The organism is Pseudomonas sp. S2_E01, from assembly GCF_054668365.1.
On the sequence record NZ_CP162762.1, the window covers coordinates 3,654,310 to 3,676,997 of the forward strand.

17 protein-coding genes are annotated in these 22,688 nt (G+C 61.0%); 8 read left to right on the forward strand and 9 right to left on the reverse strand.

The genetic code is table 11. From position 1 onward, the window contains the following. Positions 1-152: 152 nt before the first annotated feature. Both AB4O36_RS17005 and AB4O36_RS17010 read left to right on the forward strand, forming a co-directional pair. Positions 153-833 carry a heavy metal response regulator transcription factor gene (locus AB4O36_RS17005; RefSeq protein WP_460139809.1) on the forward strand — a complete coding sequence of 227 codons (681 nt, stop codon included), beginning with the start codon at positions 153-155 and terminating at the stop codon, positions 831-833. Further along, positions 833-2,182 (forward strand): heavy metal sensor histidine kinase, encoded by a 1,350-nt coding sequence (locus AB4O36_RS17010; protein WP_460139810.1) that lies wholly within the window; start codon positions 833-835, stop codon positions 2,180-2,182. Before AB4O36_RS17005 ends, AB4O36_RS17010 begins: the two co-directional genes overlap by 1 nt. A 123-nt stretch (positions 2,183-2,305) precedes the next feature. Here the strand turns inward: AB4O36_RS17010 and AB4O36_RS17015 are convergent, their stop codons facing one another. From AB4O36_RS17015 to AB4O36_RS17025, 3 genes are all read right to left on the reverse strand, one after another. Next, entirely contained in the window at positions 2,306-3,550 is a 1,245-nt protein-coding gene (locus tag AB4O36_RS17015; RefSeq protein WP_460139811.1) for a lipoprotein-releasing ABC transporter permease subunit, read from the reverse strand. Between the two features lie 64 nt (positions 3,551-3,614). Continuing rightward, on the reverse strand, positions 3,615-4,298 hold the full coding sequence (gene lolD, locus AB4O36_RS17020) for a lipoprotein-releasing ABC transporter ATP-binding protein LolD (protein ID WP_460139812.1): 684 nt from the start codon (positions 4,296-4,298) through the stop codon (positions 3,615-3,617). A gap of 7 nt (positions 4,299-4,305) precedes the next feature. Further along, a complete protein-coding gene (locus AB4O36_RS17025) occupies positions 4,306-5,556 on the reverse strand; it encodes a lipoprotein-releasing ABC transporter permease subunit (protein WP_460139813.1) in 1,251 nt (416 codons plus the stop codon). 94 nt (positions 5,557-5,650) lie between these two features. On the opposite strand from AB4O36_RS17025, the gene AB4O36_RS17030 reads away from it, so the two are divergent. Beyond that, entirely contained in the window at positions 5,651-6,229 is a 579-nt protein-coding gene (locus AB4O36_RS17030; protein ID WP_460139814.1) for a PilZ domain-containing protein, read from the forward strand. 14 nt (positions 6,230-6,243) lie between these two features. Continuing rightward, a complete protein-coding gene (locus tag AB4O36_RS17035; RefSeq protein ID WP_368553611.1) occupies positions 6,244-6,966 on the forward strand; it encodes a glycerophosphodiester phosphodiesterase in 723 nt (240 codons plus the stop codon). A gap of 42 nt (positions 6,967-7,008) precedes the next feature. Here AB4O36_RS17035 and sthA read toward each other — a convergent pair whose 3' ends face one another. Both sthA and AB4O36_RS17045 read right to left on the reverse strand, forming a co-directional pair. Continuing rightward, positions 7,009-8,403, reverse strand: a complete 1,395-nt coding sequence (gene sthA / locus AB4O36_RS17040; RefSeq protein ID WP_085723066.1) for a Si-specific NAD(P)(+) transhydrogenase — start codon at positions 8,401-8,403, stop codon at positions 7,009-7,011. A 196-nt stretch (positions 8,404-8,599) separates the two neighbouring features. Beyond that, entirely contained in the window at positions 8,600-9,616 is a 1,017-nt protein-coding gene (locus AB4O36_RS17045) for an FAD:protein FMN transferase (protein ID WP_460139815.1), read from the reverse strand. A 250-nt stretch (positions 9,617-9,866) separates the two neighbouring features. Between AB4O36_RS17045 and tcuC the strand changes: the two genes are divergently transcribed. After that, complete coding sequence (gene tcuC / locus AB4O36_RS17050) at positions 9,867-11,156, forward strand: tricarballylate/proton symporter TcuC (protein WP_460116858.1); 1,290 nt, start codon at positions 9,867-9,869, stop codon at positions 11,154-11,156. 198 nt (positions 11,157-11,354) lie between these two features. On the opposite strand, the gene AB4O36_RS17055 is transcribed toward tcuC, so the two are convergent. Further along, the gene (locus AB4O36_RS17055) at positions 11,355-12,818 is read right to left on the reverse strand and encodes a glyceraldehyde-3-phosphate dehydrogenase (RefSeq protein WP_460139816.1); all 1,464 of its coding nucleotides are present in this window, start codon (positions 12,816-12,818) and stop codon (positions 11,355-11,357) included. 362 nt (positions 12,819-13,180) lie between these two features. On the opposite strand from AB4O36_RS17055, the gene mfd reads away from it, so the two are divergent. Genes mfd through AB4O36_RS17070 form a run of 3 tightly spaced genes read left to right on the forward strand, consistent with a single transcriptional unit; the run spans position 13,181 to position 19,909 of the window. Further along, entirely contained in the window at positions 13,181-16,630 is a 3,450-nt protein-coding gene (gene mfd / locus AB4O36_RS17060) for a transcription-repair coupling factor (protein ID WP_460116862.1), read from the forward strand. Positions 16,631-16,640: 10 nt separating this feature from the next. Then, the gene (locus AB4O36_RS17065) at positions 16,641-17,207 is read left to right on the forward strand and encodes a CsiV family protein (protein WP_460116863.1); all 567 of its coding nucleotides are present in this window, start codon (positions 16,641-16,643) and stop codon (positions 17,205-17,207) included. An 8-nt stretch (positions 17,208-17,215) separates the two neighbouring features. Further along, positions 17,216-19,909: an SNF2-related protein gene (locus AB4O36_RS17070; RefSeq protein WP_460139817.1), complete on the forward strand. Its 2,694-nt coding sequence runs from the start codon at positions 17,216-17,218 to the stop codon at positions 19,907-19,909. A 131-nt stretch (positions 19,910-20,040) separates the two neighbouring features. Here AB4O36_RS17070 and AB4O36_RS17075 read toward each other — a convergent pair whose 3' ends face one another. The 3 genes from AB4O36_RS17075 to AB4O36_RS17085 form a co-directional block, all read right to left on the reverse strand. Next, positions 20,041-20,778 (reverse strand): S-methyl-5'-thioinosine phosphorylase, encoded by a 738-nt coding sequence (locus AB4O36_RS17075; protein WP_460139818.1) that lies wholly within the window; start codon positions 20,776-20,778, stop codon positions 20,041-20,043. Positions 20,779-20,790: 12 nt separating this feature from the next. Continuing rightward, positions 20,791-21,801 (reverse strand): beta-N-acetylhexosaminidase, encoded by a 1,011-nt coding sequence (gene nagZ / locus AB4O36_RS17080; protein ID WP_460139819.1) that lies wholly within the window; start codon positions 21,799-21,801, stop codon positions 20,791-20,793. A gap of 158 nt (positions 21,802-21,959) precedes the next feature. After that, complete coding sequence (locus AB4O36_RS17085) at positions 21,960-22,667, reverse strand: TetR/AcrR family transcriptional regulator (RefSeq protein WP_460116870.1); 708 nt, start codon at positions 22,665-22,667, stop codon at positions 21,960-21,962. Positions 22,668-22,688: the final 21 nt, after the last annotated feature.

Sequence of the window (22,688 nt, forward strand, 5' to 3'; positions counted from 1 at the left end):
GTACTCCAACAAGATAGGGGTTCAGCTTGAGGAAAACTCTAAACTGCCGTTGCTGCCCGCAACCTGACAGACAGATTACAACTTTGTAAGGTTGGCCCGTGCTGACACCGCCCACGGTATAAAGCGTTCGTATCCTTTACCCAGAGTCGTCCATGAAACTGCTGATCGTCGAAGACCAGGCAAAAACCGGTCTCTATTTGCGCCAGGGCCTGGCCGAGGCCGGGTTCAACACCGAGCTGGTCGCCGACGGCAACACGGGTCAGCAGATGGCATTGAGCGGTGACTACGCATTGCTGATCCTCGATGTGATGCTGCCCGGCCGCGATGGTTGGCAAATCCTGCAGGCGGTGCGCAATGCAGGTCTCGATACGCCCGTACTTTTTCTGACAGCGCGAGATGCCGTGGAGGACAGGGTCCACGGTCTCGAACTCGGTGCCGACGACTACCTGGTCAAGCCCTTCGCCTTCTCCGAGCTATTGGCACGAGTGCGTAGCCTGTTGCGCCGAGGCAGTGCTCAACCTCAGGAAACCAGCCTGCAACTGGCGGACCTGCGCCTGGACCTGATCCGCCGGCGGGTCGAACGCAATGGCCAGCGCATCGACCTGACCGCCAAGGAGTTCGCCCTGCTGGAAATGCTCCTGCGCCGCCAGGGCGAAGTATTGCCCAAGTCGTTGATCGCCTCCCAGGTCTGGGACATGAACTTCGACAGCGACACCAACGTCATCGAAGTGGCGATCCGTCGCTTGCGCCTGAAGATCGATGACCAGTTCCCGAACAAGCTGATCCACACCGTGCGTGGCATGGGTTACGTCCTTGAAGAGCGGCCTGCCTGATGCGCCGACTGTCCTTGAGCAGCCGCCTGGCGTTGCTGTTCGCAGCCTGCACCGCCGTGGTATCGCTGGTGGCCGGCGTATTGTTCAGCCGCGCCAGCGAGGCGCATTTCGTTGAACTGGATCAGCAACTGCTGGACGCCAAGCTGATCGGCCTTCGACGGGCGCTGCATGACCTGCAATCGAGTGAAAGCAAAGCCCGGCTGGCGGAAGAGTTGAGCCGTCAGGCCGATTTATCCCTGCGCATTACCGGTCCGGATGGCCAGCGCTGGTACGACAGCTCGGCGGACGTACCCGAACGGCTCCCGCAGGCGCCAGGGTTATCGACCCTCAACGACAACGGCAGCGACTATCGTGTGCTGAATGCGCCCCTGTTCGTGGACAAGAAGGATTCTCCCAATCTGACGCTGCTGCTGGATATCACCCATCACCAGCACTTTCTGCAACGCATGCAGCGCCTTATCTGGCTCACCGTCGGCCTGTCCGCCCTGGCGACGGCGTTGCTCGGTGCCTGGGCGGCGCGCAGCGGGTTGCGCCCCTTGCGCCGCATGAGTGCAGTGGCTCGCGGCGTTAGCGCGCAATCGCTCAACGCGCGTTTGCCCGCAGAAGACATGCCGCCGGAACTCGCGCAACTGGCCCACCACTTCAACGCCATGCTCGCACGCCTCGACGATTCTTTTCAGCGCCTTTCAGCGTTCTCCGCCGACATCGCCCATGAACTGCGCACACCGCTGTCGAACCTGCTGACCCACACTCAGGTCACCCTCACCCGCCCGCGCGCCCTCGAGGATTACCGCGAAGCACTGCACAGCAACCTCGAGGAACTGCAATGGATGGCGCAACTGGTCAACGACATGCTGTACCTGGCGAAGGCTGACCACGGCTTGCTGATGCCCAGGCGTGAACCGCTGGAGCTGGCTGAAGAAACCGATGTGTTACTGGAGTTTTTTGCACCGCTGGCCGAGGACGCCGGGGTGATGGTGAGTCGCGAAGGCAACGCACGCATCAAGGGTGATCGCGGCATGTTGCGGCGGGCGCTGTCGAATTTGCTGGATAACGCGCTGCGTTTTACGCCGGCAGACGGTGAGGTTCGAGTGCGGATCGTCGACCAGATCAAGCGCGTAACCCTGACCGTCGAAAACAGCGGCGCCGGTATTGAAGCGGCTTTACTGCCCCGTTTATTCGACCGGTTCTACAGGGCAGACCCGGCACGCCAGGAAGGGAGCAGCGAACATGCGGGGTTGGGGCTGGCGATTACCGAGTCAATCGTTCGGGCTCATGGTGGACAGATTCGTTGCGAATCAGCGGATGGGTGGACGCGGTTCTTGATTGAATTACCAAAAGGGGATTGAGGCCAGCCCGGCCGGCCTCTTCGCGGGCAAGCCCGCTCCCACAGGGGCGTGCTTCAACTCGATCACTGTGGGAGCGGGCTTGCCCGCGATGAGGCTGGCCCGGCCAACACATAACTCAACCGCTTACGAATATCGGAGCGCATGCGCCGGCTCAACCTTCGACGCACGCCACGCCGGATAAACCGTCGCCAGGAAGCTCAGCACTAGCCCCGCCGTGCAGATCAATGCCACATCCCCGCCCTGTAGCTCCGAAGGCAGGTTGCTGACGAAGTACACGTCGGAACTGAAGATGTGCTGCCCGCTGACCCGCTCGAACCAGCCCACCAGCTCACTGACGTTCAGCGCCGCGATCACTCCGAGAACACCGCCGATCAAGGTGCCGACCACACCGATCACCGTGCCCTGGACCATGAAGATCCCCATGATCTGCCGGGGCGTGGCGCCGATGGTACGCAGGATCGCGATGTCAGCGCCCTTGTCGTTCACCACCATGATCAGCGTGGCGATGATGTTGAAGGCCGCTACAGCGACAATCATCAGCAACAGCAGGCCAATCATGGTTTTTTCCATCTTCATCGCGCTGAAGAGACTGCCCTGGGTGTGGGTCCAGTCGTCAGCCTTGTAGGCTGTGCCCAGGCCACCGGCAATATCGCTGGAGACCTTCGGCGCAGCGTACAGATCCTTCACCGCCAGGCGCACACTCTGCACCTGGTTCGGTTGCCAATGCTGCATCTGCGCGGCATCGGCGACGTGGATCAGCGCCATGGAGCCATCGAGCTCGGCACCGACCTTGAAGACGCCGACCACGTTCAGGCGCTGCATGCGGGGGGTGATTCCGCCCGGCGCGGTGCTGACTTCCGGCACGATCAGGGTGATCTTGTCGCCGACATTCAAGCGAAAGCGGCGCGCCGTGATTTCACCAATCACCACACCGAATTCACCCGGCTTCAGCGCATCGAGACGCCCCTGCACAATGTGCTGGGCGACGATCGACACCTTGCCTTCCAGCGCCGGATCCACGCCGCTGACCTGGATCGGCTGCATCGAGCCTTTGTAGGACAGCATGCCTTCCAGTTCGGTGAACGGCACGGCAGCTGTCACTTGCGGGTTCTTCATCGCTGCTGCGGCCACTGGCTGCCAATCGTCGATCGGGTTCACGCCGACGATGGTCGCGTGGGGCACCATGCCGAGGATGCGCGAGCTCATTTCGCGCTGGAAGCCGTTCATCACCGACAACACCACGATCATCGCCAGCACGCCGAGGGCGAGGCCGATCATCGAGGTCATCGAGATGAAGGACACAAAGCGATTGCGGCGCTTGGCGCGGGTATAGCGTGTGCCGATATAGATCGATAACGGTCTGAACATTCGCGGAAGCACCGTATAAAAATAAAAGACCCGAGGCACACTCGGCGCCTCGGGTTTCAGTCAATCAGATGGGCGTCAGGCGACCTTCCTGCAAGTGCAGGACACGATCCATCTGGCGAGCCAGGTTCATGTCGTGGGTCACCACCAGAAACGCGGTGCGCATCGACGTGCTCAACTCCAGCATCAGATCCTGGATGCCCTCGGCCGTGTGCAAGTCGAGGTTACCGGTGGGTTCATCGAGCATCACCAGACCAGGCCGGTTCACCAGGGCGCGGGCGATGGCCACGCGCTGGCGCTCGCCACCGGACAGCTCGGCCGGCTTGTGCTCCAGGCGATGACCGAGCCCCACCCTTTCCAGCAGCGCGCTGGCACGCTGGCGCGCTTCGGGGATCGCGGTCTTGCCGATCAGCAGCGGCATGCAGACGTTTTCCAACGCGGTGAATTCGGCCAGCAAATGGTGAAACTGATACACGAAGCCCAATGCGCGGTTACGCAGCAGGCCACGCTTCTTCTCGCTCAGCGCCGAAAGCTCTTCGCCATCGAGCCAGACACTGCCCTGGGTTGGCGTATCGAGGCCACCGAGCAGATTGAGCAAGGTGCTCTTGCCCGAGCCCGATTTGCCGATGATCGCCACGCGCTCCCCTGGATGCAGCTCCAGTTGCAGGTTGGCCAGGACTTGCACCGACTCCGGGCCTTCCTCGTAGGACTTGCCCAGGTTGCGGCAGCTCAAGATTGCTTTTTCACTCATGCCCGACTCACTCATAACGTAGCGCCTCCGCAGGCTGGGTGCGCGCGGCACGCCAGGCAGGATACAGGGTGGCGAGGAAACTCAGGACCAACGCGGCGGCGCAGACCATGACGACGTCCTGGCTCTGCACTTGCGAGGGCAGGTAATCGATGAAATACACGTCGGCGTTGAGGAATTTGTGCCCGATCAGGCCTTCGAGTGCCGAGATCGCGGCGCTGACGTTCAACGCGGCGAAGATCCCGACCACGGCGCCAATCAATGTGCCGACTACGCCGATGACCGTGCCCTGCACCATGAAGATACCCATGATCGTGCGCGGCGTGGCGCCCAGGGTGCGCAGAATCGCGATGTCGCTCTTCTTGTCGTTCACCACCATCACCAGCGTGGAAATGATGTTGAACGCCGCCACCGCGACGATCAGCAGAAGCAACAGGCCGATCATGGCCTTTTCCATGCGGATCGCCTGGTACAGGTTACCGTGGGTGCGGGTCCAATCGCGGGCGTAGTAACGATCCTCACCCAACTGCTGGGCAATGCTCCAGGCCGTGCGCGGCGCCTGGAAAAGGTCTTCGAACTTGAGGCGGATGCCCTGCACCTGATCCGGCTTCCAGCGGTGCAGCCGCGCCAGGTCCTGCAGGTTGGTGACGCCCAGATAGCCGTCGATCTCGCCGGCGCCCACATGGAAAATGCCGACCACGGTAAAGCGTTTCATGCGCGGGAACATCCCCGCCGGTGTCACGGTGACTTCTGGCGCGACGAAGGTCAGCTTGTCGCCAATGGCCGCGCCAAGCTTGGCGGCCGCCTTGTCGCCGATGACGATGCCGAAACTGCCGGGCTCGAGGTCATCGAGTTTGCCCTGCAACATGAACTTGTCGATGATCGACACCTGCCGCTCCAGCGCCGGGTCGATGGCATTGAGCAGTACCTTGGAGACCCTGCCGTTGTTGGTCAGCAGGCCCTGCATCTGGGTGAATGGCGCAACGGCCGTCACCTGCGGGTTCTGCCTGACCTTGTCGGCCAGGCCCTGCCAGTTGCTGATCGGCTCACTGGACTCGATGGTCGCGTGGGGCACCATGCCCAGCACGCGGGTACGCATCTCGTGATCGAAGCCGTTCATCACCGACAGCACAACGATCATCACGATCACGCCCAGGGCGAGACCGATCATCGAAGTCAGGGAAATGAACGACACAAAGTGATTGCGACGCTTTGCACGGGTGTAACGCGTGCCAATAAATACGAAGAGAGGTCTGAACATGTCGGGGCTTGTTCGGAGGGAAAAGGAACGTCCTTGTGGCGGGGGTCGATAACCAGCTTTACACTCAGACCACCGCCGCTACCATGGGTTCGCCATGTCGACATTAGATGAAGAAGATCGCCGCGAATACTACCGTATCGAGGACACGATCGCACTGGAAATTCGGCCCCTGTCCGCTCCCGAAGCCGCAGGCCAGGAAGTGTTGCAGGATGCTTCCCCGCTCTTCAACCTGCTCAGCGAACTGCACCTGAGCGAATTCGAGTCGCAGCACCTGTTGCGCCAGATCAGCGAGCGCGACCGCAACCTCGCGGCATTCCTCAAGGTTCAGAACAAACGCATCGACCTGCTCAGCCAGGTGGTCGCCCTCACCGTGCTCGGCCAGATCGGCGAGCCACAACCGGTGATCATCTCCGAGGGTGGCATCGACTTCCAGCATCCGACCCCCATTGCCACTGGCGCCCACCTGTCGATCAAACTGGTGTTGATGCCGCAGGCCCTTGGCTTGTTGCTGCGCGCCCGTGTCACACATTGCGACCCCAAGGGCGACGGCTTCGATGTCGGCACCGAGTTCGAACGCCCTACCGATGCGCAGCGCCAACTGCTCGCCCGCTACATTTTGCAAAAGCAGGCCCAGGAACGACGCCTGGCCCGCGAACAAGAATCAGGCATTTAACTTAAGGAAGAACCGTGACCCTCATCTACGGCCATCGCGGCGCCAAGGGCGAAGCACCGGAAAACACCCTGACCAGCTTTCAGGAATGCCTCAAGCACGGCGTGCGCCGCTGCGAACTCGACCTGCACCTGTCCATGGACAACGAGCTGATGGTCATCCACGACCCGACGCTCAAGCGCACCACCGACCGGCGCGGCAAGGTGGTCGAGCACACCGCTGCGGAACTGGTGACATACGACGCACGCAAGGGCGGCCCGGGCTGGATCAAACCCTGCCCGATTCCAACACTGGAGGAGCTGTTCGAAAAATGCGCCTTCGAGCACTGGCAACTGGAAGTCAAAAGCGCTTCACGCACCCGCGCCGCGACCACGGTGCTGGCGATTCGCGAGATGGCCCAGCGTTTCGGCCTGCTCGACAAGGTGACGATCACCTCGAGCTCACGGGAAGTGCTCAAAGCCGCGCTGGACCTGGTGCCGGATGTGTCGCGTGGGCTGGTGGCCGAATACGCCTGGCTCGACCCGTTGAAGGTCGCGGCGAGCTATGGCTGTGAGTATCTGGCGCTGAACTGGACCCTGTGTACGCCGGAACGCCTGCAGAAGGCGCAGCGTCAGGGGCTGCATGTGTCGGTGTGGACCGTCAACGAGCCCGCGCTGATGCGCAGACTCGCCGACTTCGGCGTTGACAGCCTGATTACAGACTTTCCCGGTTTGGCCACTGCCACCCTCGAGAATTGCTGAAATCGGTCTCCCCGGCCGGCTCAGGCCACCGGCCGGAGCCGCTCAAAAAAGCCGGTTGAGGCCGTCGTACGCCGCGACCCGATAGGCTTCGGCCATGGTCGGGTAGTTGAACGTCGTGTTGACGAAGTACTTCAACGTGTTCAGTTCGCCCGGCTGGTTCATGATGGCCTGGCCGATGTGGACGATTTCCGAGGCCTGGTAACCGAAGCAGTGAACACCCAGCACTTCCAGGGTTTCCCGGTGGAACAGGATCTTGAGCATGCCTTGCGGCTCGCCGGCGATCTGCGCACGCGCCATGCCCTTGAAGAACGCCTTGCCCACTTCGTAAGGCACCTTGGCCTGGGTCAGTTCCTGCTCGTTCTTGCCGATCGAACTGATCTCGGGAATGGTGTAGATGCCGGTCGGAACGTCGTTGACGAAACGCCAGCTGCCGTTCTCGACGATGCTGCCAGCGGCCGAACGACCCTGGTCGTGGGCGGCACTGGCCAGGCTTGGCCAGCCGATCACATCGCCTGCGCCGTAGATGTTCGGCACACAGGTGCGGTAAGCCTCGTCAACTTCGATCTGGCCACGGCTGTTGACCTTCACGCCGATGTTTTCCAGGCCCAACTGGTCGGTGTTGCCAGTACGGCCGTTGCACCAGAGCAAGGCGTCGGCCTTGATCTTCTTGCCGGACTTGAGGTGCAGGATCACGCCGTTGTCCACGCCTTCGACACGGTCGTAGTCTTCGTTGTGGCGAACGGTGATGTTGTTGTTGCTGAAGTGGTAGCTCAGTGCCTGGGAAATTTCCGAGTCAAGGAAGCTCAGCAACTGGCCACGGTTGTCCACCAGCTCTACCAGTACGCCCAGACCGCTGAAGATCGAGGCGTATTCGCAACCGATCACGCCAGCGCCGTAGACGATGAGTTTACGCGGGGTGTGACCGAGGCTGAGGATGGTGTCGCTATCGTAGATACGCGGGTGGTGGAAGTCGATGTCCGCCGGGCGATACGGGCGCGAGCCAGTGGCAATGATGATGTGCTTGGCCACCAGTTTTTCCACCACGCCATTGGCGCAAACCACTTCTATGGTTTGCTCGTCGGCGAAGCTACCGGTTCCGAAGAACACGTCAACACGGTTACGGGCGTAGTAGCCGGTGCGGGAGGCAACTTGCTTGGAAATGACTTTCTCGGCGCTTTTCAACACGTCCGGGAAGGAGAACCAGCGCGGTTCGCCGATGGCCCGGAACATCGGGTTGGTGTTGAACTGCATGATCTGCCGGACCGAATGACGCAGGGCCTTGGACGGGATGGTGCCCAAGTGGGTGCAGTTACCGCCGACCTGGCGACGGCTGTCGACCATGGCCACCTTGCGCCCTGCCTTGGCGGCGTTCATTGCCGCGCCTTCTCCCGCCGGGCCGGAACCCAGTACCACCACGTCGTAGTTGTAGACAGCCATGCGTACTCCTCAGAACAGGCCGCGGCGCTGTGCGCCTGCGGCTAAATCACGCCGGTCGGCGGCGTGAAGGAACAATTTGGGGCCAGTGCAGAACCCGGACACAGTCTATAGAAGCGTCAACGCCGGGCACATTAACCCTTGGTCGCGTCGTAGGCTAGTTTTGCCTGCACTACAACGCCAGTCTTCAGTACGTTGATCACTCGGTTTTTGCGCCAATGAGGCGTTCAAAAGCCTGACTGGTGCGTGTGACGAAACCTGTATCGGCACGAATCACAAAAAATGCGCCGATACCATGTTTTTCCGCGTAGTCCCAACCACGCTCCGGGCCGAGAATCAGCAGCAGCGTCGACAGTCCATCGGCCAACAACGCCGAAGGATTAATCACCGTGACCGACGCCAGCGTGTGTGAGACCGGCGCACCGGTGCGAGCATCGAAGGTGTGGGAATAGCGCCGGCCATCTTGCTCGAAATAGTTGCGGTAGTCGCCAGACGTCGACACACCCAACCCGTCGACGGCGATGATCCGTTGCGCCACCTGCTGATCGTCCCGAGGTTCCTCCAGGGCGACATGCCACGCCGAGCCGTCGAGTTTCCTGCCCGAAGCCTTGAGTTCGCCCGTGGCTTCAGCGAGATAGTTGCGGATGCCCATGGCTTCGAGCCTCGCAGCGATACGGTCAACCGCGTATCCCGCTGCGATACTGTTGAAGTCGACTTCGACGGCCGCATCCTTGCACAACTGATCGCCATCGATGCGCAGGTGCTGATGACCCACACGCTGTCGTGCGTCAGCCAGCGCCTCGGCGCTCGGGACCTTTTCACCGCGAGCCTGGGGGCCGAAGCCCCAAAGATCGAGCAGAGGTTCCACCGTCAGATCGAATGAGCCGTCGCTTTGCGCAGACAACTGCTCACCCACCCGAACCAGTTCCAGCACGGGCGCGGGCATGGCCTGACAGGTGTTGGCGGGTCGATCGTTGAAACGCTCGATGTCGGAATCGCTGCGATAAGTCGACATTTGCCGGTCCACCTCGGCGAGGATTTTTTCCACCTCGGCCTGGACCTCTGCCGGCTTGGGCAGATCGGCATGACGCAGGTACTTGATTGAATAGGTGCTGCCCATGGTCGGGCCGCCAAAACCTTCCATGGAGTCGCCGTTGCCGCAGCCCGACAACGCGCCAAGCAATAAAAAACCGAGACCCTGCCACCCATTCAACACTTGCTGCGCTCCCCGCTTTGATTCCGGACACACCACCCATGCCCGGCATTATGCGACAAGCCAGCCCTCCTCACCTTGATCCGACGACGACTGAAACGCTTAAGCAGCAAGCTAACCAGTTGTTGCCTAACGATCTTTATACACATATTGTTACAACTCGCCCACCAAGGGAATTCACCGCACAGGTGATGGGGGGAACACGTCTACATCAGGGATTTCCGATCAGACAGACAAGAGTGAGTGCATTCCCATGTCCTCGAATACGGGCAAAGGCAAAGCGATTTTTCGCGTTGTCAGCGGTAATTTTCTCGAGATGTTCGACTTTATGGTCTACGGCTTCTACGCCACGGCCATCGCCAAAACCTTCTTCCCTGCCGACAGTGCTTTTGCATCCCTGATGCTATCGCTGGCCACCTTTGGCGCCGGCTTCCTCATGCGTCCCTTGGGGGCGATTTTCCTCGGTGCCTACATCGACCGCCACGGCCGGCGCCAGGGCCTGATCATCACCCTGGCCATGATGGCGGCCGGTACCGTGCTGATCGCTTGCGTGCCGGGCTATGCCACCCTGGGCGTCGCCGCGCCTCTGATCGTTCTGTTTGGCCGCCTGCTGCAAGGCTTCTCCGCCGGCGTAGAGCTTGGCGGCGTGTCGGTATACCTTGCCGAGATTTCCACACCAGGTCGCAAAGGCTTTTTTGTGAGTTGGCAGTCTGCCAGCCAGCAGGCCGCCGTGGTGTTCGCCGGTCTGCTCGGCGTTGGCCTGAACCATTGGCTGAGCCCGGAACAGATGGGTGAATGGGGTTGGCGTGTGCCGTTTCTGATCGGCTGCATGATCGTGCCGGTGATTTTCGTGATTCGTCGCTCACTGGAGGAAACACCGGAATTCCAGGCACGAAAACACCGCCCCAGCCTGGCGGAAGTCATCCGCTCGATCGGTCAGAACTTCGGCATTGTCATCGCCGGCATGGCCCTGGTGGTGATGACCACGGTGTCGTTCTACCTGATCACTGCCTACACGCCGACCTTCGGCAAGGCCGAACTGCACCTGTCGGACATGGACGCCTTGCTGGTGACCGTGTGCATCGGCCTGTCGAACTTTTTCTGGCTGCCGGTGATGGGCGCCGTGTCCGACAAGGTCGGGCGCAAGCCCCTGCTGCTGGCGGCAACCATCCTGGCGATTCTCACCGCCTACCCGGCGCTGTCGTGGCTGGTGGCGAATCCCAGCTTCAGCCACTTGTTGATTGTCGAGTTGTGGTTGTCGTTCCTGTATGGCTCATACAACGGCGCGATGGTCGTGGCACTGACGGAAATCATGCCGGTGCACGTGCGGACCACGGGCTTCTCCCTGGCTTACAGTCTGGCGACCGCGACGTTCGGCGGTTTTACGCCGGCGGCCTGTACTTACCTGATTCATGTACTGGATAACAAAGCGGCGCCGGGGATCTGGCTAACTGGCGCCGCGGTACTGGGCTTGATTGCCACATTGGTGCTGTTCCGTGGGAACCGTCATGCGTTGCGCATGGCGACCGTCGGCACAGCCTGATCCCCCCACTCCTGTAGGAGCGAGCTCGCTCGCGATGGTCGTCAACGATAACGCTGGCTACCTGATGCCCAGCGCCGCTCATGACACCATCGCGACGGTTCGACGCCTCGACATGCTCGCTCCTACAGGGTACAGGCCCCCCTCCCACAAACAAAAACGCCCCGGCCAAGCCGGGGCGTTTTCATGTGCAGCGAGTGCTTAGCGTGGGAATGCAGGCGGGTTCACACCGGCCATGTCTTCCATCACGCGCACCACCTGGCAGCTGTAACCGAATTCGTTGTCGTACCAGACGTACAGCACAACGCGGTTATCCTGGGTGATGGTCGCTTCAGCGTCCACTACACCTGCGTGGCGCGAGCCAACGAAGTCGGTGGAGACCACTTCCTGGGAGCTGACGTAGTCGATCTGCTTGTGCAGGTCCGAGTGCATGGCCATCTGGCGCAGGTACTCGTTTATTTCGTCGCGGGTGGTGGCCTTTTCCAGGTTCAGGTTCAGGATGGCCATCGACACGTTCGGCGTAGGAACACGGATCGCGTTACCGGTCAGCTTGCCCTTGAGCACTGGCAGCGCCTTGGCGGCTGCGGTGGCGGCACCGGTCTCGGTGATCACCATGTTCAGTGGCGCGGCGCGGCCACGACGGCTGCCCTTGTGGAAGTTGTCGATCAGGTTCTGGTCGTTGGTGAACGAGTGAACGGTTTCGACGTGGCCGTTGACGATGCCGAACTTGTCGTTGACTGCCTTGAGCACCGGCACGATGGCGTTGGTGGTGCAGGAAGCCGCCGAGATGATCTTGTCGTCTGGGCTGATTTCGCCATGGTTGATGCCGTGCACGATGTTCTTCAGCGCGCCCTTGCCAGGTGCGGTGAGGATCACACGGGCAGCGCCCGGGCAGGCCAGGTGCTGGCCCAGGCCGTCGGCGTCACGCCATACACCGGTGTTGTCGACGATCAGGGCGTTTTCGATGCCGTATTGGGTGTAGTCGACTTCGGCCGGGCTCTTGGCGTAGATCACCTGAATCAGGTTGCCGTTGGCGGTGATGGTGTTGTTGGCTTCATCAATGGTGATGGTGCCATCGAACGGACCATGGACCGAATCGCGGCGCAAGAGGCTGGCACGCTTGACCAGGTCATTCTCGGCCCCCTTGCGCACGACGATGGCGCGCAGGCGCAGGCCGTCGCCACCACCGGTTTTCTCGATCAGGATCCGCGCCAGCAGACGGCCGATACGACCGAAGCCGTAGAGGACAACGTCGGTGCCTTTGCGAGCCGAGGCGTTCTGCTGGCTTACTACATCGGCCAGCTCTTCGCGGACGAACTGCTCGGCAGTACGGCCATTGCCTTCGGCTTTGAATTTGGCGGCCAACTTGCCCAGGTCAACCGAAGCGGCGCCGAGCTTGAGCTCGCTCATCGCCTTGATCAACGGGAATGTTTCGTGGACGGACAGTTCGGTGTCGTCGGACTGGCGGTGACGAGCAAAGCGGTGAGCTTTGAGAATCGCGATGACTGAACGGTTGATCAGGCTGCGGCCATAGATCGAGCTCACCACGTTGTTATTGCGGTAGAGCTGACCGATAAGCGGAATCATCGCTTCTGCGAGTGCTTCACGGTCGATCCATTCACCAAGACACTGGTCGGGCTTCTGAGTCACGGGAACCTTCCACATGTAGGGGCAGAAAAAAGGGGCTACATTATGCCGCCGAGAAACCCGCGTAGCAATGCGCGCCTGTCGTGCGATCCGTAACAAATGAGTCGAACGAAAAAAATGACAGCGCTGGAGCCCAGTAAATTCGCGGGTTTCAGCGGCCCCTCATTTTCGTAGACACCGTCGTCTTGTCCGTAACCCTCCGTAACACCCGCTTGTTTTGCCACTACATAATCAGTGAATTTGAACAAAAAACCGCTGTATTTTGTCTTTACCACTACATTTCGCCAAACGTACGTAATAGACGAAGTCTGCAACTGACAGGCGGCATCCCTGCCCGCTACAATTACCGACTTTGTCGCAACGCTGGAGCTCAAACTTCCGTGCCCGTCCTGCGTCTACCGCATCTCCCTGCCGCGGCAGGTAAACAGCACTGGGGCAACTTGCCCGGTGCCGCCCTGAGCCTGGCTATCGCCGAGGCTGCCAGCGCTGCCAGGCGCTTTACCCTGCTGCTGACCGCCGATAGCCAGAGCGCCGAACGGCTTGAGCAAGAGCTGGGTTTCTTCGCCCCGGATTTGCCCGTGTTGCATTTTCCGGACTGGGAAACCCTGCCCTACGATCTGTTTTCGCCGCATCAGGACATCATTTCCCAGCGCATCGCCGCGCTCTACCGGCTGCCGGAGCTGAGTCACGGCGTGCTGGTCGTACCGATCACCACCGCCCTGCATCGCCTGGCACCGACCAAATTCCTGCTGGGCAGCAGCCTGGTGCTGGACGTCGGCCAGAAGCTCGATGTCGAGCAGATGCGCACTCGGCTCGAAGCCACCGGCTACCGCTACGTCGATACGGTGTACGAACATGGCGAATTCACGGTGCGCGGTTCGTTGATCGACCTGTTCCCGATGGGGAGCAAATTACCGTATCGCATCGACCTGTTCGACGACGAAATCGAGACCCTGCGCACCTTCGACCCGGAAAACCAGCGATCCATCGACAAGGTCGATTCGGTCAAGCTGCTGCCGGCGAAGGAATTCCCGCTGCAAAAAGAGGCAGTGACCCGGTTCAAGGCGCGCTTTCGCGAACGCTTCGACGTGGACTTCCGGCGGACTCCGATTTTCCAGGACTTGAGCAGCGGGATTACCCCAGCAGGCATCGAGTACTACCTGCCGTTGTTCTTTGAAGAAACCTCGTCCCTGTTCGATTACCTGCCCCAGGACACACAAGTGTTTTCCCTGCCGGGGATCGAGCAGGCCGCAGAGAATTTCTGGAATGACGTGCGCAATCGCTATGAAGAGCGCCGCGTCGACCCTTCCCGTCCTTTATTGCCACCCGCGGAATTATTCCTGCCGGTGGAAGACTGTTTCGCGCGGCTGAAGAACTGGCCCCGGGTAGTCGCCAGCCAGCAGGATGTGGAAGCCGGCGCCGGCCGCGAACGCTTCCCGGCGAGTCAACTGCCGGACCTGGCCATCGAAGCCAAGGCGACCCAACCTCTGGCCGCGCTGGCCGGTTTTCTCGACGAGTTCCCTGGCCGCGTGTTGTTTACCGCCGAGTCAGCGGGCCGTCGCGAAGTGCTGTTGGAGTTACTGGAGCGCCTGAAGCTGCGACCAAAAACCGTCGACAGCTGGCCGGACTTCGTCGCCGGCAAGGACCGCCTGGCGATCACCATTGCGCCACTCGACGAAGGCCTGGTACTTGAGGACCCGGCCCTTGCACTGATTGCCGAAAGTCCGCTGTTCGGCCAGCGCGTGATGCAGCGCCGGCGCCGGGAGAAACGCGCCGACGCCAATAACGATGCAGTGATCAAGAACCTCACCGAGCTGCGCGAAGGTGCGCCGGTTGTGCACATCGACCACGGCGTCGGCCGCTACCTGGGCCTGGCCACGCTGGAGATCGACAACCAGGCCGCCGAATTCCTCGCCCTGGAATACGCCGAGGGCGCCAAGCTCTACGTGCCGGTGGCCAACCTGCACTTGATCGCGCGCTACACCGGCAGTGACGATGCCTTGGCCCCGCTGCACCGCCTGGGCTCCGAAACCTGGCAGAAAGCCAAGCGCAAAGCCGCCGAACAGGTGCGCGACGTGGCAGCGGAACTGCTCGACATCTATGCACGCCGCGCCGCCCGAGAAGGCTACGCTTTCGCCGACCCGAAAGCGGACTACGCCACGTTCAGTGCCGGCTTCCCGTTCGAGGAAACGCCCGACCAGCAAACCACCATCGAAGCCGTGCGCGAAGACATGCTCGCGCCCAAACCGATGGATCGCCTGGTCTGCGGCGACGTCGGTTTCGGCAAGACCGAAGTGGCGATGCGCGCGGCGTTCATTGCCGTGCACAGTGGCAAGCAGGTGGCGATCCTGGTGCCCACCACCCTGCTCGCCCAGCAACACTACAACAGCTTCCGCGACCGTTTCGCCGATTGGCCGGTGACCGTGGAAGTGATGAGCCGTTTCAAGTCGGCCAAGGACGTCAGCGCAGCGGTCGCGGACCTGGCCGAGGGCAAGATCGACATCGTCATCGGCACCCACAAGCTGCTGCAGGACGATGTGAAGATCAAAAACCTCGGCCTGGTGATCATCGACGAAGAGCACCGCTTCGGAGTACGCCAAAAAGAACAGCTCAAGGCCCTGCGCAGCGAGGTCGACATCCTGACCCTCACTGCGACCCCGATCCCGCGCACGCTGAACATGGCGGTGTCGGGCATGCGCGATCTGTCGATCATCGCTACCCCGCCGGCGCGGCGCCTGTCGGTGCGCACCTTCGTGATGGAACAGAACAAGAGCACGGTCAAGGAAGCCCTGCTCCGTGAGCTGCTGCGTGGCGGCCAGGTCTACTACCTGCACAACGATGTGAAGACCATCGAGAAATGCGCCGCCGACCTCGCCGAACTGGTGCCGGAAGCACGGATCGGCATCGGCCACGGGCAGATGCGCGAACGCGAACTCGAACAGGTGATGAGCGATTTCTACCACAAACGCTTCAACGTGCTGATCGCCTCGACCATCATCGAGACCGGCATCGACGTGCCGAGCGCCAACACCATCATCATCGAGCGTGCCGACAAGTTCGGCCTGGCGCAGTTGCACCAGTTGCGTGGTCGCGTTGGCCGCAGTCACCACCAGGCCTACGCCTATCTGCTGACACCGCCGCGCCAGCAAATCACCCCGGATGCGGAAAAGCGCCTGGAGGCGATCGCCAACACCCAGGACCTGGGCGCCGGCTTCGTGCTCGCCACCAACGACCTGGAAATCCGCGGCGCCGGTGAACTGCTGGGGGACGGTCAAAGCGGACAGATTCAAGCGGTCGGCTTCACCTTGTACATGGAAATGCTCGAACGCGCGGTGAAGTCGATCCGCAAGGGCGAACAACCCAACCTCGACCAGCCGCTGGGCGGTGGCCCCGAGGTCAATCTTCGCGTTCCGGCCCTGATTCCGGAAGACTACTTGCCGGACGTGCATGCGCGGCTGATCCTGTACAAGCGCATTGCCTCTGCCACCGATGAGGATGGCCTCAAGGACCTGCAAGTCGAAATGATCGATCGTTTCGGCCTGCTGCCGGAGCCGACGAAGAACCTGATGCGCATCACGGCGCTGAAGTTGCAGGCCGAAGGGCTGGGCATCAAGAAAGTCGACGGCGGACCGCAAGGTGGCCGCATCGAGTTCGCGGCGCAGACACCAGTGGATCCGCTGACACTGATCAAGTTGATTCAGGGCCAACCCAAACGCTACAAATTCGAAGGCGCCACGATATTCAAGTTCATGGTGCCGATGGAGCGCCCGGAAGAGCGCTTTAATACTGTAGAGGCACTGCTTGAGTGCCTCATTCCGAAAACTGCTTGAAGGACGCCGCATGCGCCTGTTTCGCTTCACGACCTTGCTGATGACCCTGGCCGCCCCGATGGCGCATGCCGATGATCTGTATCAGGTCGAAATGATTCTGGTCCGGCAAAACGCCGTGCCGGCCATCGTCAGCCGAGCAGCGCCGGAAGACTGGGACGCCGGCGCACAACGCATCAGTCCCGACAGCCTGCGCACGCCAAGCCTGAATGGCGAGGTGGAAAAGCTCACCGCCAGCAATGACTACACAGTGTTGCTCCATAAAGCCTGGCAACAAACCTTGGGCGAGGAAGTGTCCAGGGTGGCGATCAGCGACGGTAAGGAACAATTCGGCCAGTTCCCGATCGAGGGCACATTGAGCATCAAGCAGGGGCGTTTTACCGACGTCGACGCCGACTTCTGGGTCAACCAGATCAACGCGGACGGCCTGGTTACCGCCAGCGAGCGCCTGAAGACCGACAGCCATACCAAGAACGGCCAACTGAATTTCCTCGACGCTGGCCACCTTGGCCTGCTGATCAAGATTACCTCGCTGACCGCTCCTGCGCCGCGCCCGGTTCCTGAAGAAATTCCGGACTGATACCTCCTATGTCCGCGCCCCTGAGCAAACCCCTGGCACCTTCCTGGGTCAGCCGATTCAAGGAACAGAGCCTGGAGCGCGGCCGGCGGTACGCGCTGGAAAACCGCGTGAGAATCGTCGAGGCCGGCGACTCGACGATTACGGCAGTTTGCGAAGGGTCTGGCGGTAACGTCTACCGCCAGACCATTCACTTGCGCGAGTCAGCCAAGGCCACCCTGCTGATGGTCGATGCCACGTGCACCTGCCCGGTACGCAACAACTGCAAGCATTGCGCAGCCGTGCTGCTCAAAGTCCAGGAAACCCTGGCCTACCCCGCCGCCGCACAAGATGCCGAACTGCTGGAAAAACTCCAGGCAGTTCTGGAAAACCGCAGCCCGAAGGCACCACCCCAGGTGCTGGTGGACAACGTGCAACCGGTTCCACGCTTGTGGCTGGCGAGCATCGAGTTCAGTGCCTTCGAACCGCGTAACGGGCGGATGCAACGCTATATCCAGCACCGTGCCGCGCTTTCCTTCAGCTATCTGGATGAATACACCAGCGGGCAGAAAAATGCCGACGTGCTGATTCGCCAGGAAACACAGACGCTACGGATAAAACGCCATCCGGAAGTGGAACAAGCCTACAGGGAACAACTGCGAATCCTCGGCTTCAAGATCGCCACCCGCCAGAGCAAGGCCCTGCCGGAAAGCGCCGGTGAGCTGTATGAAATGGTCAACGACAGCGCCTGGCTGACGTTCACGCTCAATGAGCTACCCAAGCTTCGCGCCCAAGGCTGGGAGCTGGAGATCGACGAAGATTTCGGCTTCGACCTGACCGCCGTGGACGATTGGTACGCGACCGTCGAACAGGCTCCGGAACGCGACTGGTTTGATCTTGAATTGGGCATCATCGTCAATGGCGAGCGGCTGAGCCTGCTGCCGATCCTGCTGAACCTGATGCGCTCCCATACCGAGATCCTCAACCCGGAACGCCTCGCCCGCCGCCGCGATGACGAATTGATCCTGGTGAATATCCCCAATCGCCCGAACTCGGAATACGGCCCACTGCAAGTCGCCCTGCCTTTCGGACGTTTGAAACCGGTGCTGGCGACCCTCGGCGAGTTCTACCTGCAAGAACCCGGCGAAACCACTCTGCGGTTGAGCAAGGCTGACGCCACGCGTCTCAATCCGCTGGAGGACATGCCCCTGCAGTGGGAAGGTGGCGAGCAGATCCGCACCTTTGCCCAGCGCCTGCGCGACATCCGCGACTACAGCGCGACTGCACCCGAAGGCTTGAACGCGACCTTGCGCCCTTATCAGCTCGAAGGCTTGAGCTGGATGCAGTCGCTGCGGCAATTGGAAGTCGGCGGCATCCTCGCGGATGACATGGGCCTGGGCAAGACCCTGCAAACCCTGGCCCATGTGCTCAGCGAGAAAAACGCCGGACGCCTCGACCGGCCGTGCATGGTGGTCATGCCCACCAGCCTGATTCCGAACTGGCTCGACGAAGCGGCGCACTTCACGCCGCAGCTCAAAGTACTGGCGCTGTACGGCGCCAGTCGCAAAAAACATTTTGACCATCTGGCCGATTACGACCTGATCCTCACCACCTATGCCCTGCTGCCCAAGGACGTCGAACGCTTGGCCGCACAACCACTGCATGTACTGGTGCTGGACGAAGCGCAGTACATCAAGAACCCGAACAGCAAGGCCGCGCAGGCCGCGCGTGAACTCAATGCACGCCAACGCCTGTGCCTGAGCGGTACGCCACTGGAAAATCACTTGGGCGAACTGTGGTCATTGTTCCACTTCCTGTTACCGGGCTGGCTGGGTGATGTGAAAAGCTTCAACCGCGATTACCGGGTACCGATTGAAAAACGCGCCAGCGAAGTCAGACTCCAGCACCTGAACGGTCGGATCAAGCCGTTCCTGCTGCGCAGGACCAAGGAGCAAGTGGTGACCGAGTTGCCGCCGAAGACGGAAATCATCCACTGGGTCGAGCTCAACGAAGCCCAACGCGATGTGTATGAAACCATGCGCCTGGCCATGGACAAGAAGGTGCGCGACGAAATCACCCGTAAAGGCGTGGCACGCAGCCAGATCATCATCCTCGAGGCACTGCTGAAGTTGCGCCAAGTGTGCTGCGACCTGCGCCTGGTCAACGACGCCACCCTGCCCGCTCGCGGCAGCACCTCAGGCAAGCTCGACAGCCTGATGGAAATGCTCGAGGAATTGTTCGAGGAAGGTCGGCGAATCCTGTTGTTTTCGCAGTTCACCTCGATGCTGACATTGATCGAAGCCGAGCTGGATAAACGCGGTATCGACTATGCGCTGCTCACTGGCCAGACCCGCGACCGCCGCGCCCCCGTGAAGGACTTCCAGAGCGGCAAGCGTCAGATATTCCTGATCAGCCTGAAGGCAGGCGGCGTTGGTTTGAACCTGACGGAAGCGGACACCGTGATTCACTACGACCCATGGTGGAACCCGGCGACAGAGAACCAGGCGACCGACCGTGCCTACCGGATTGGCCAGGAAAAACCGGTGTTCGTCTACAAGATGATTGCACGCGGCACGGTCGAGGAAAAAATCCAGCACCTGCAAAAGGAAAAATCCGACCTCGCTGCGGGCGTGCTGGATGGGCGCAAAGCCGGGGACTGGAAGTTGCAGAGCGATGATATCGAAGCGTTGTTTGCGCCGTTACCGGACAAGTTGGATAAACGCTGAGGTTTGTGGTGCCTGTTACATCGCTATCGCGTGCAAGCCCGCTCCTACAGAGGCCGACATTGCACCTGTAGGAGCGAGCTTGTCGAGGCGTCGAACCGTCGCGATAGGGTCAACCCGGTATCAAGCCCTAATCAACCCCTGAGCACGCGCGCCAACGTCGACTTCACCTTACCCATCCCGTCATGCAGCGCCTGTTCGATCTCGGCCATGGTGATCACTGCCGTCGACTTGCCTGCCGCCGGATTCACTACCAATGCCAGGCAGGCATAATCCAGTTCCAGCTCACGAGCCAGTGCCGCTTCCGGCATGCCGGTCATGCCGACGATGTCGCAACCGTCACGTTCCAGCTTCGCGATTTCGGCAACCGTTTCCAGGCGTGGCCCCTGGGTGCAGGCATAAACGCCATGGCTGCTGCACGCGACACCCTCGGCCGCCAGCGCCGCGATCAGTTGCTGACGCAGCGGTTCACTGTACGGATAGCTGAAGTCAATGTGCGTGACCTGCTCCAGGTCATCGGCAAAATAGGTGTGCTGGCGACCGCTGGTGTAGTCGATCAGTTGATGCGGCACACAGAAATGCCCGGTGCCCATCGCCGCATGAATGCCACCGACGGCGTTGACCGCAAGAATCGCCTCGGCACCCGCCTGTTTCAACGCCCAGAGATTGGCGCGGTAGTTCACCTGATGCGGTGGAAAACGGTGTGGATGGCCGTGACGGGCGAGGAACAACACTTCCTTACCGGCATACTCGCCGATCTGCACCTCGGCCGATGGCGCACCATAGGGCGTATCGACGGCCAGTGACTGACGAATACTCAGCCCTTCCAATTGGGTCAGGCCGGTGCCACCGATGATCGCGTAAACCGTCATAACGTAAAATCCTTATTCAATCAGTTGAGCGTCTTTGAGGGCGCCAATGGCGGTCAGCCAGCGTGGGTCCTGACGATATTCGGTGCTGGCGCAGGCCTCGCCACGCATCCGGGCAATGCGAGCAGACGGCTTGACCTTCAGGCGCTGGGCGGCGCTCAGGGCAAGTTCTGCGGCTGCGCGATCATTGCACACCAGGCCCATGTCGCAACCGGCGGTCAGCGCCGCCTCGATGCGGCTCGCGGCATCGCCGACCACGTGGGCACCGGCCATCGATAAATCGTCGCTGAAGATCACGCCATCGAACTGCAGCTCGCCACGCAGGATGTCCTGCAACCAGCGGCGGGAAAATCCGGCCGGCTGGGAGTCGACCTGTGGATAGATCACATGGGCCGGCATGACCGCCGCCAGTTGCTGACTCAACCGTGCGAATGGCACCAGGTCGTTGGCGCGGATCTCATCGAGGCTGCGCTCGTCATTCGGAATGGCGACGTGGGAGTCCGCTTCAGCCCAACCATGTCCGGGGAAATGCTTGCCGGTGGCGGCCATGCCCGCGCTGTTCATTCCGCGAATAAATGCACCGGCCAGCAAGGCCGCACGCTGCGGGTCGCCTTCGAACGACCGGGTGCCGACCACGGCACTGCGTCGGTAATCCAGGTCCAGCACCGGAGCGAAGCTCAGGTCCAGGCCGACGGCCAGCACTTCGGTAGCCATGATCCAGCCGCACTGTTCGGCCAGGTATTCGGCATTCGGGTTATCGGCGATGGCGCGCATCGCCGGCAGGCGTACGAAGCCCTGGCGCAAGCGCTGGACCCGACCGCCTTCCTGGTCCACGGCCAGCAGCAGATCAGGGCGAACCGCGCGGATTGCCGCGCTCAGCTCGCGGACTTGCCGGGGATGCTCGATATTGCGGGCAAAAATGATCAGGCCGCCCACTTCAGGTTGGCGCAATAATTGGCGATCTTCAGCCGTCAGCCATGTACCGGCGACGTCCACCATCAACGAGCCTTGCAGGCCAGCAGTCATAGAGATTCCTTGATAACGATGAACCCGGCTCGCACGCAATCGCTGTCGGGGACGGTACCCGGCAGGTCGGCGATATCAATGGGGAGTGGATTCAAAACGGGAGTGGGCATGGGCGGCTAGCTTAGCGGATGTCAGCTGCCGCGCCCACCCATGTACGCTCAAACCTTGGCGGCGACCGGCGTCGATTTGCTACGAGGACGCAACTGCGCAGTGGCCATGGCCGTATCGGTCACGCCGGTTTCGGCACGCATGCCAGCGGCCAGGAAAGGCACCATGAGGCGCATGACCTGCTCAATGGACGTATTGACGCCGAAATCGGTTTCGGCAATCGCCCGCAGAGCCTTGATACCCGACATGCTGAAAGCTGCGGCCCCGAGCATGAAATGCACGCGCCAGAACAGTTCGATCGGAGGAATTCGCGGTGCGGCCTCGTTCACCAGCAACATGTAGCGGCGGAATACCTTGCCGTACATGTCTTCCAGGTAGCGACGCAGGTGACCCTGACTCTGACTGAACGCCAGGCCGAGCAAACGCATGAAGATGGAAAGATCGTTGCCGCTGCGTGGCTGCACCACCAGTGCTTGTTCAACGAGGATTTCCAGCAGCTCTTCCAGGGACGGCTTGTTTTCCGGCTTGGCCTGGCGGCGCTCCAGCTCTTTATCGAGACTCAGGCAGAACGGTCCGAGAAAGCGCGAGAAGACAGCCTGGATCAGCGCCTTTTTCGAACCGAAGTGATAGTTCACAGCCGCGAGGTTGACCCCAGCCTTGCTGGTGATCAAACGCAACGAGGTTTCAGCAAACCCTTTTTCCGCGAACAACTGCTCGGCAGCATCGAGAATGCGTTCAACGGTTTCCGACTGGGCCATGGCTACTCCGCCTGACAAACA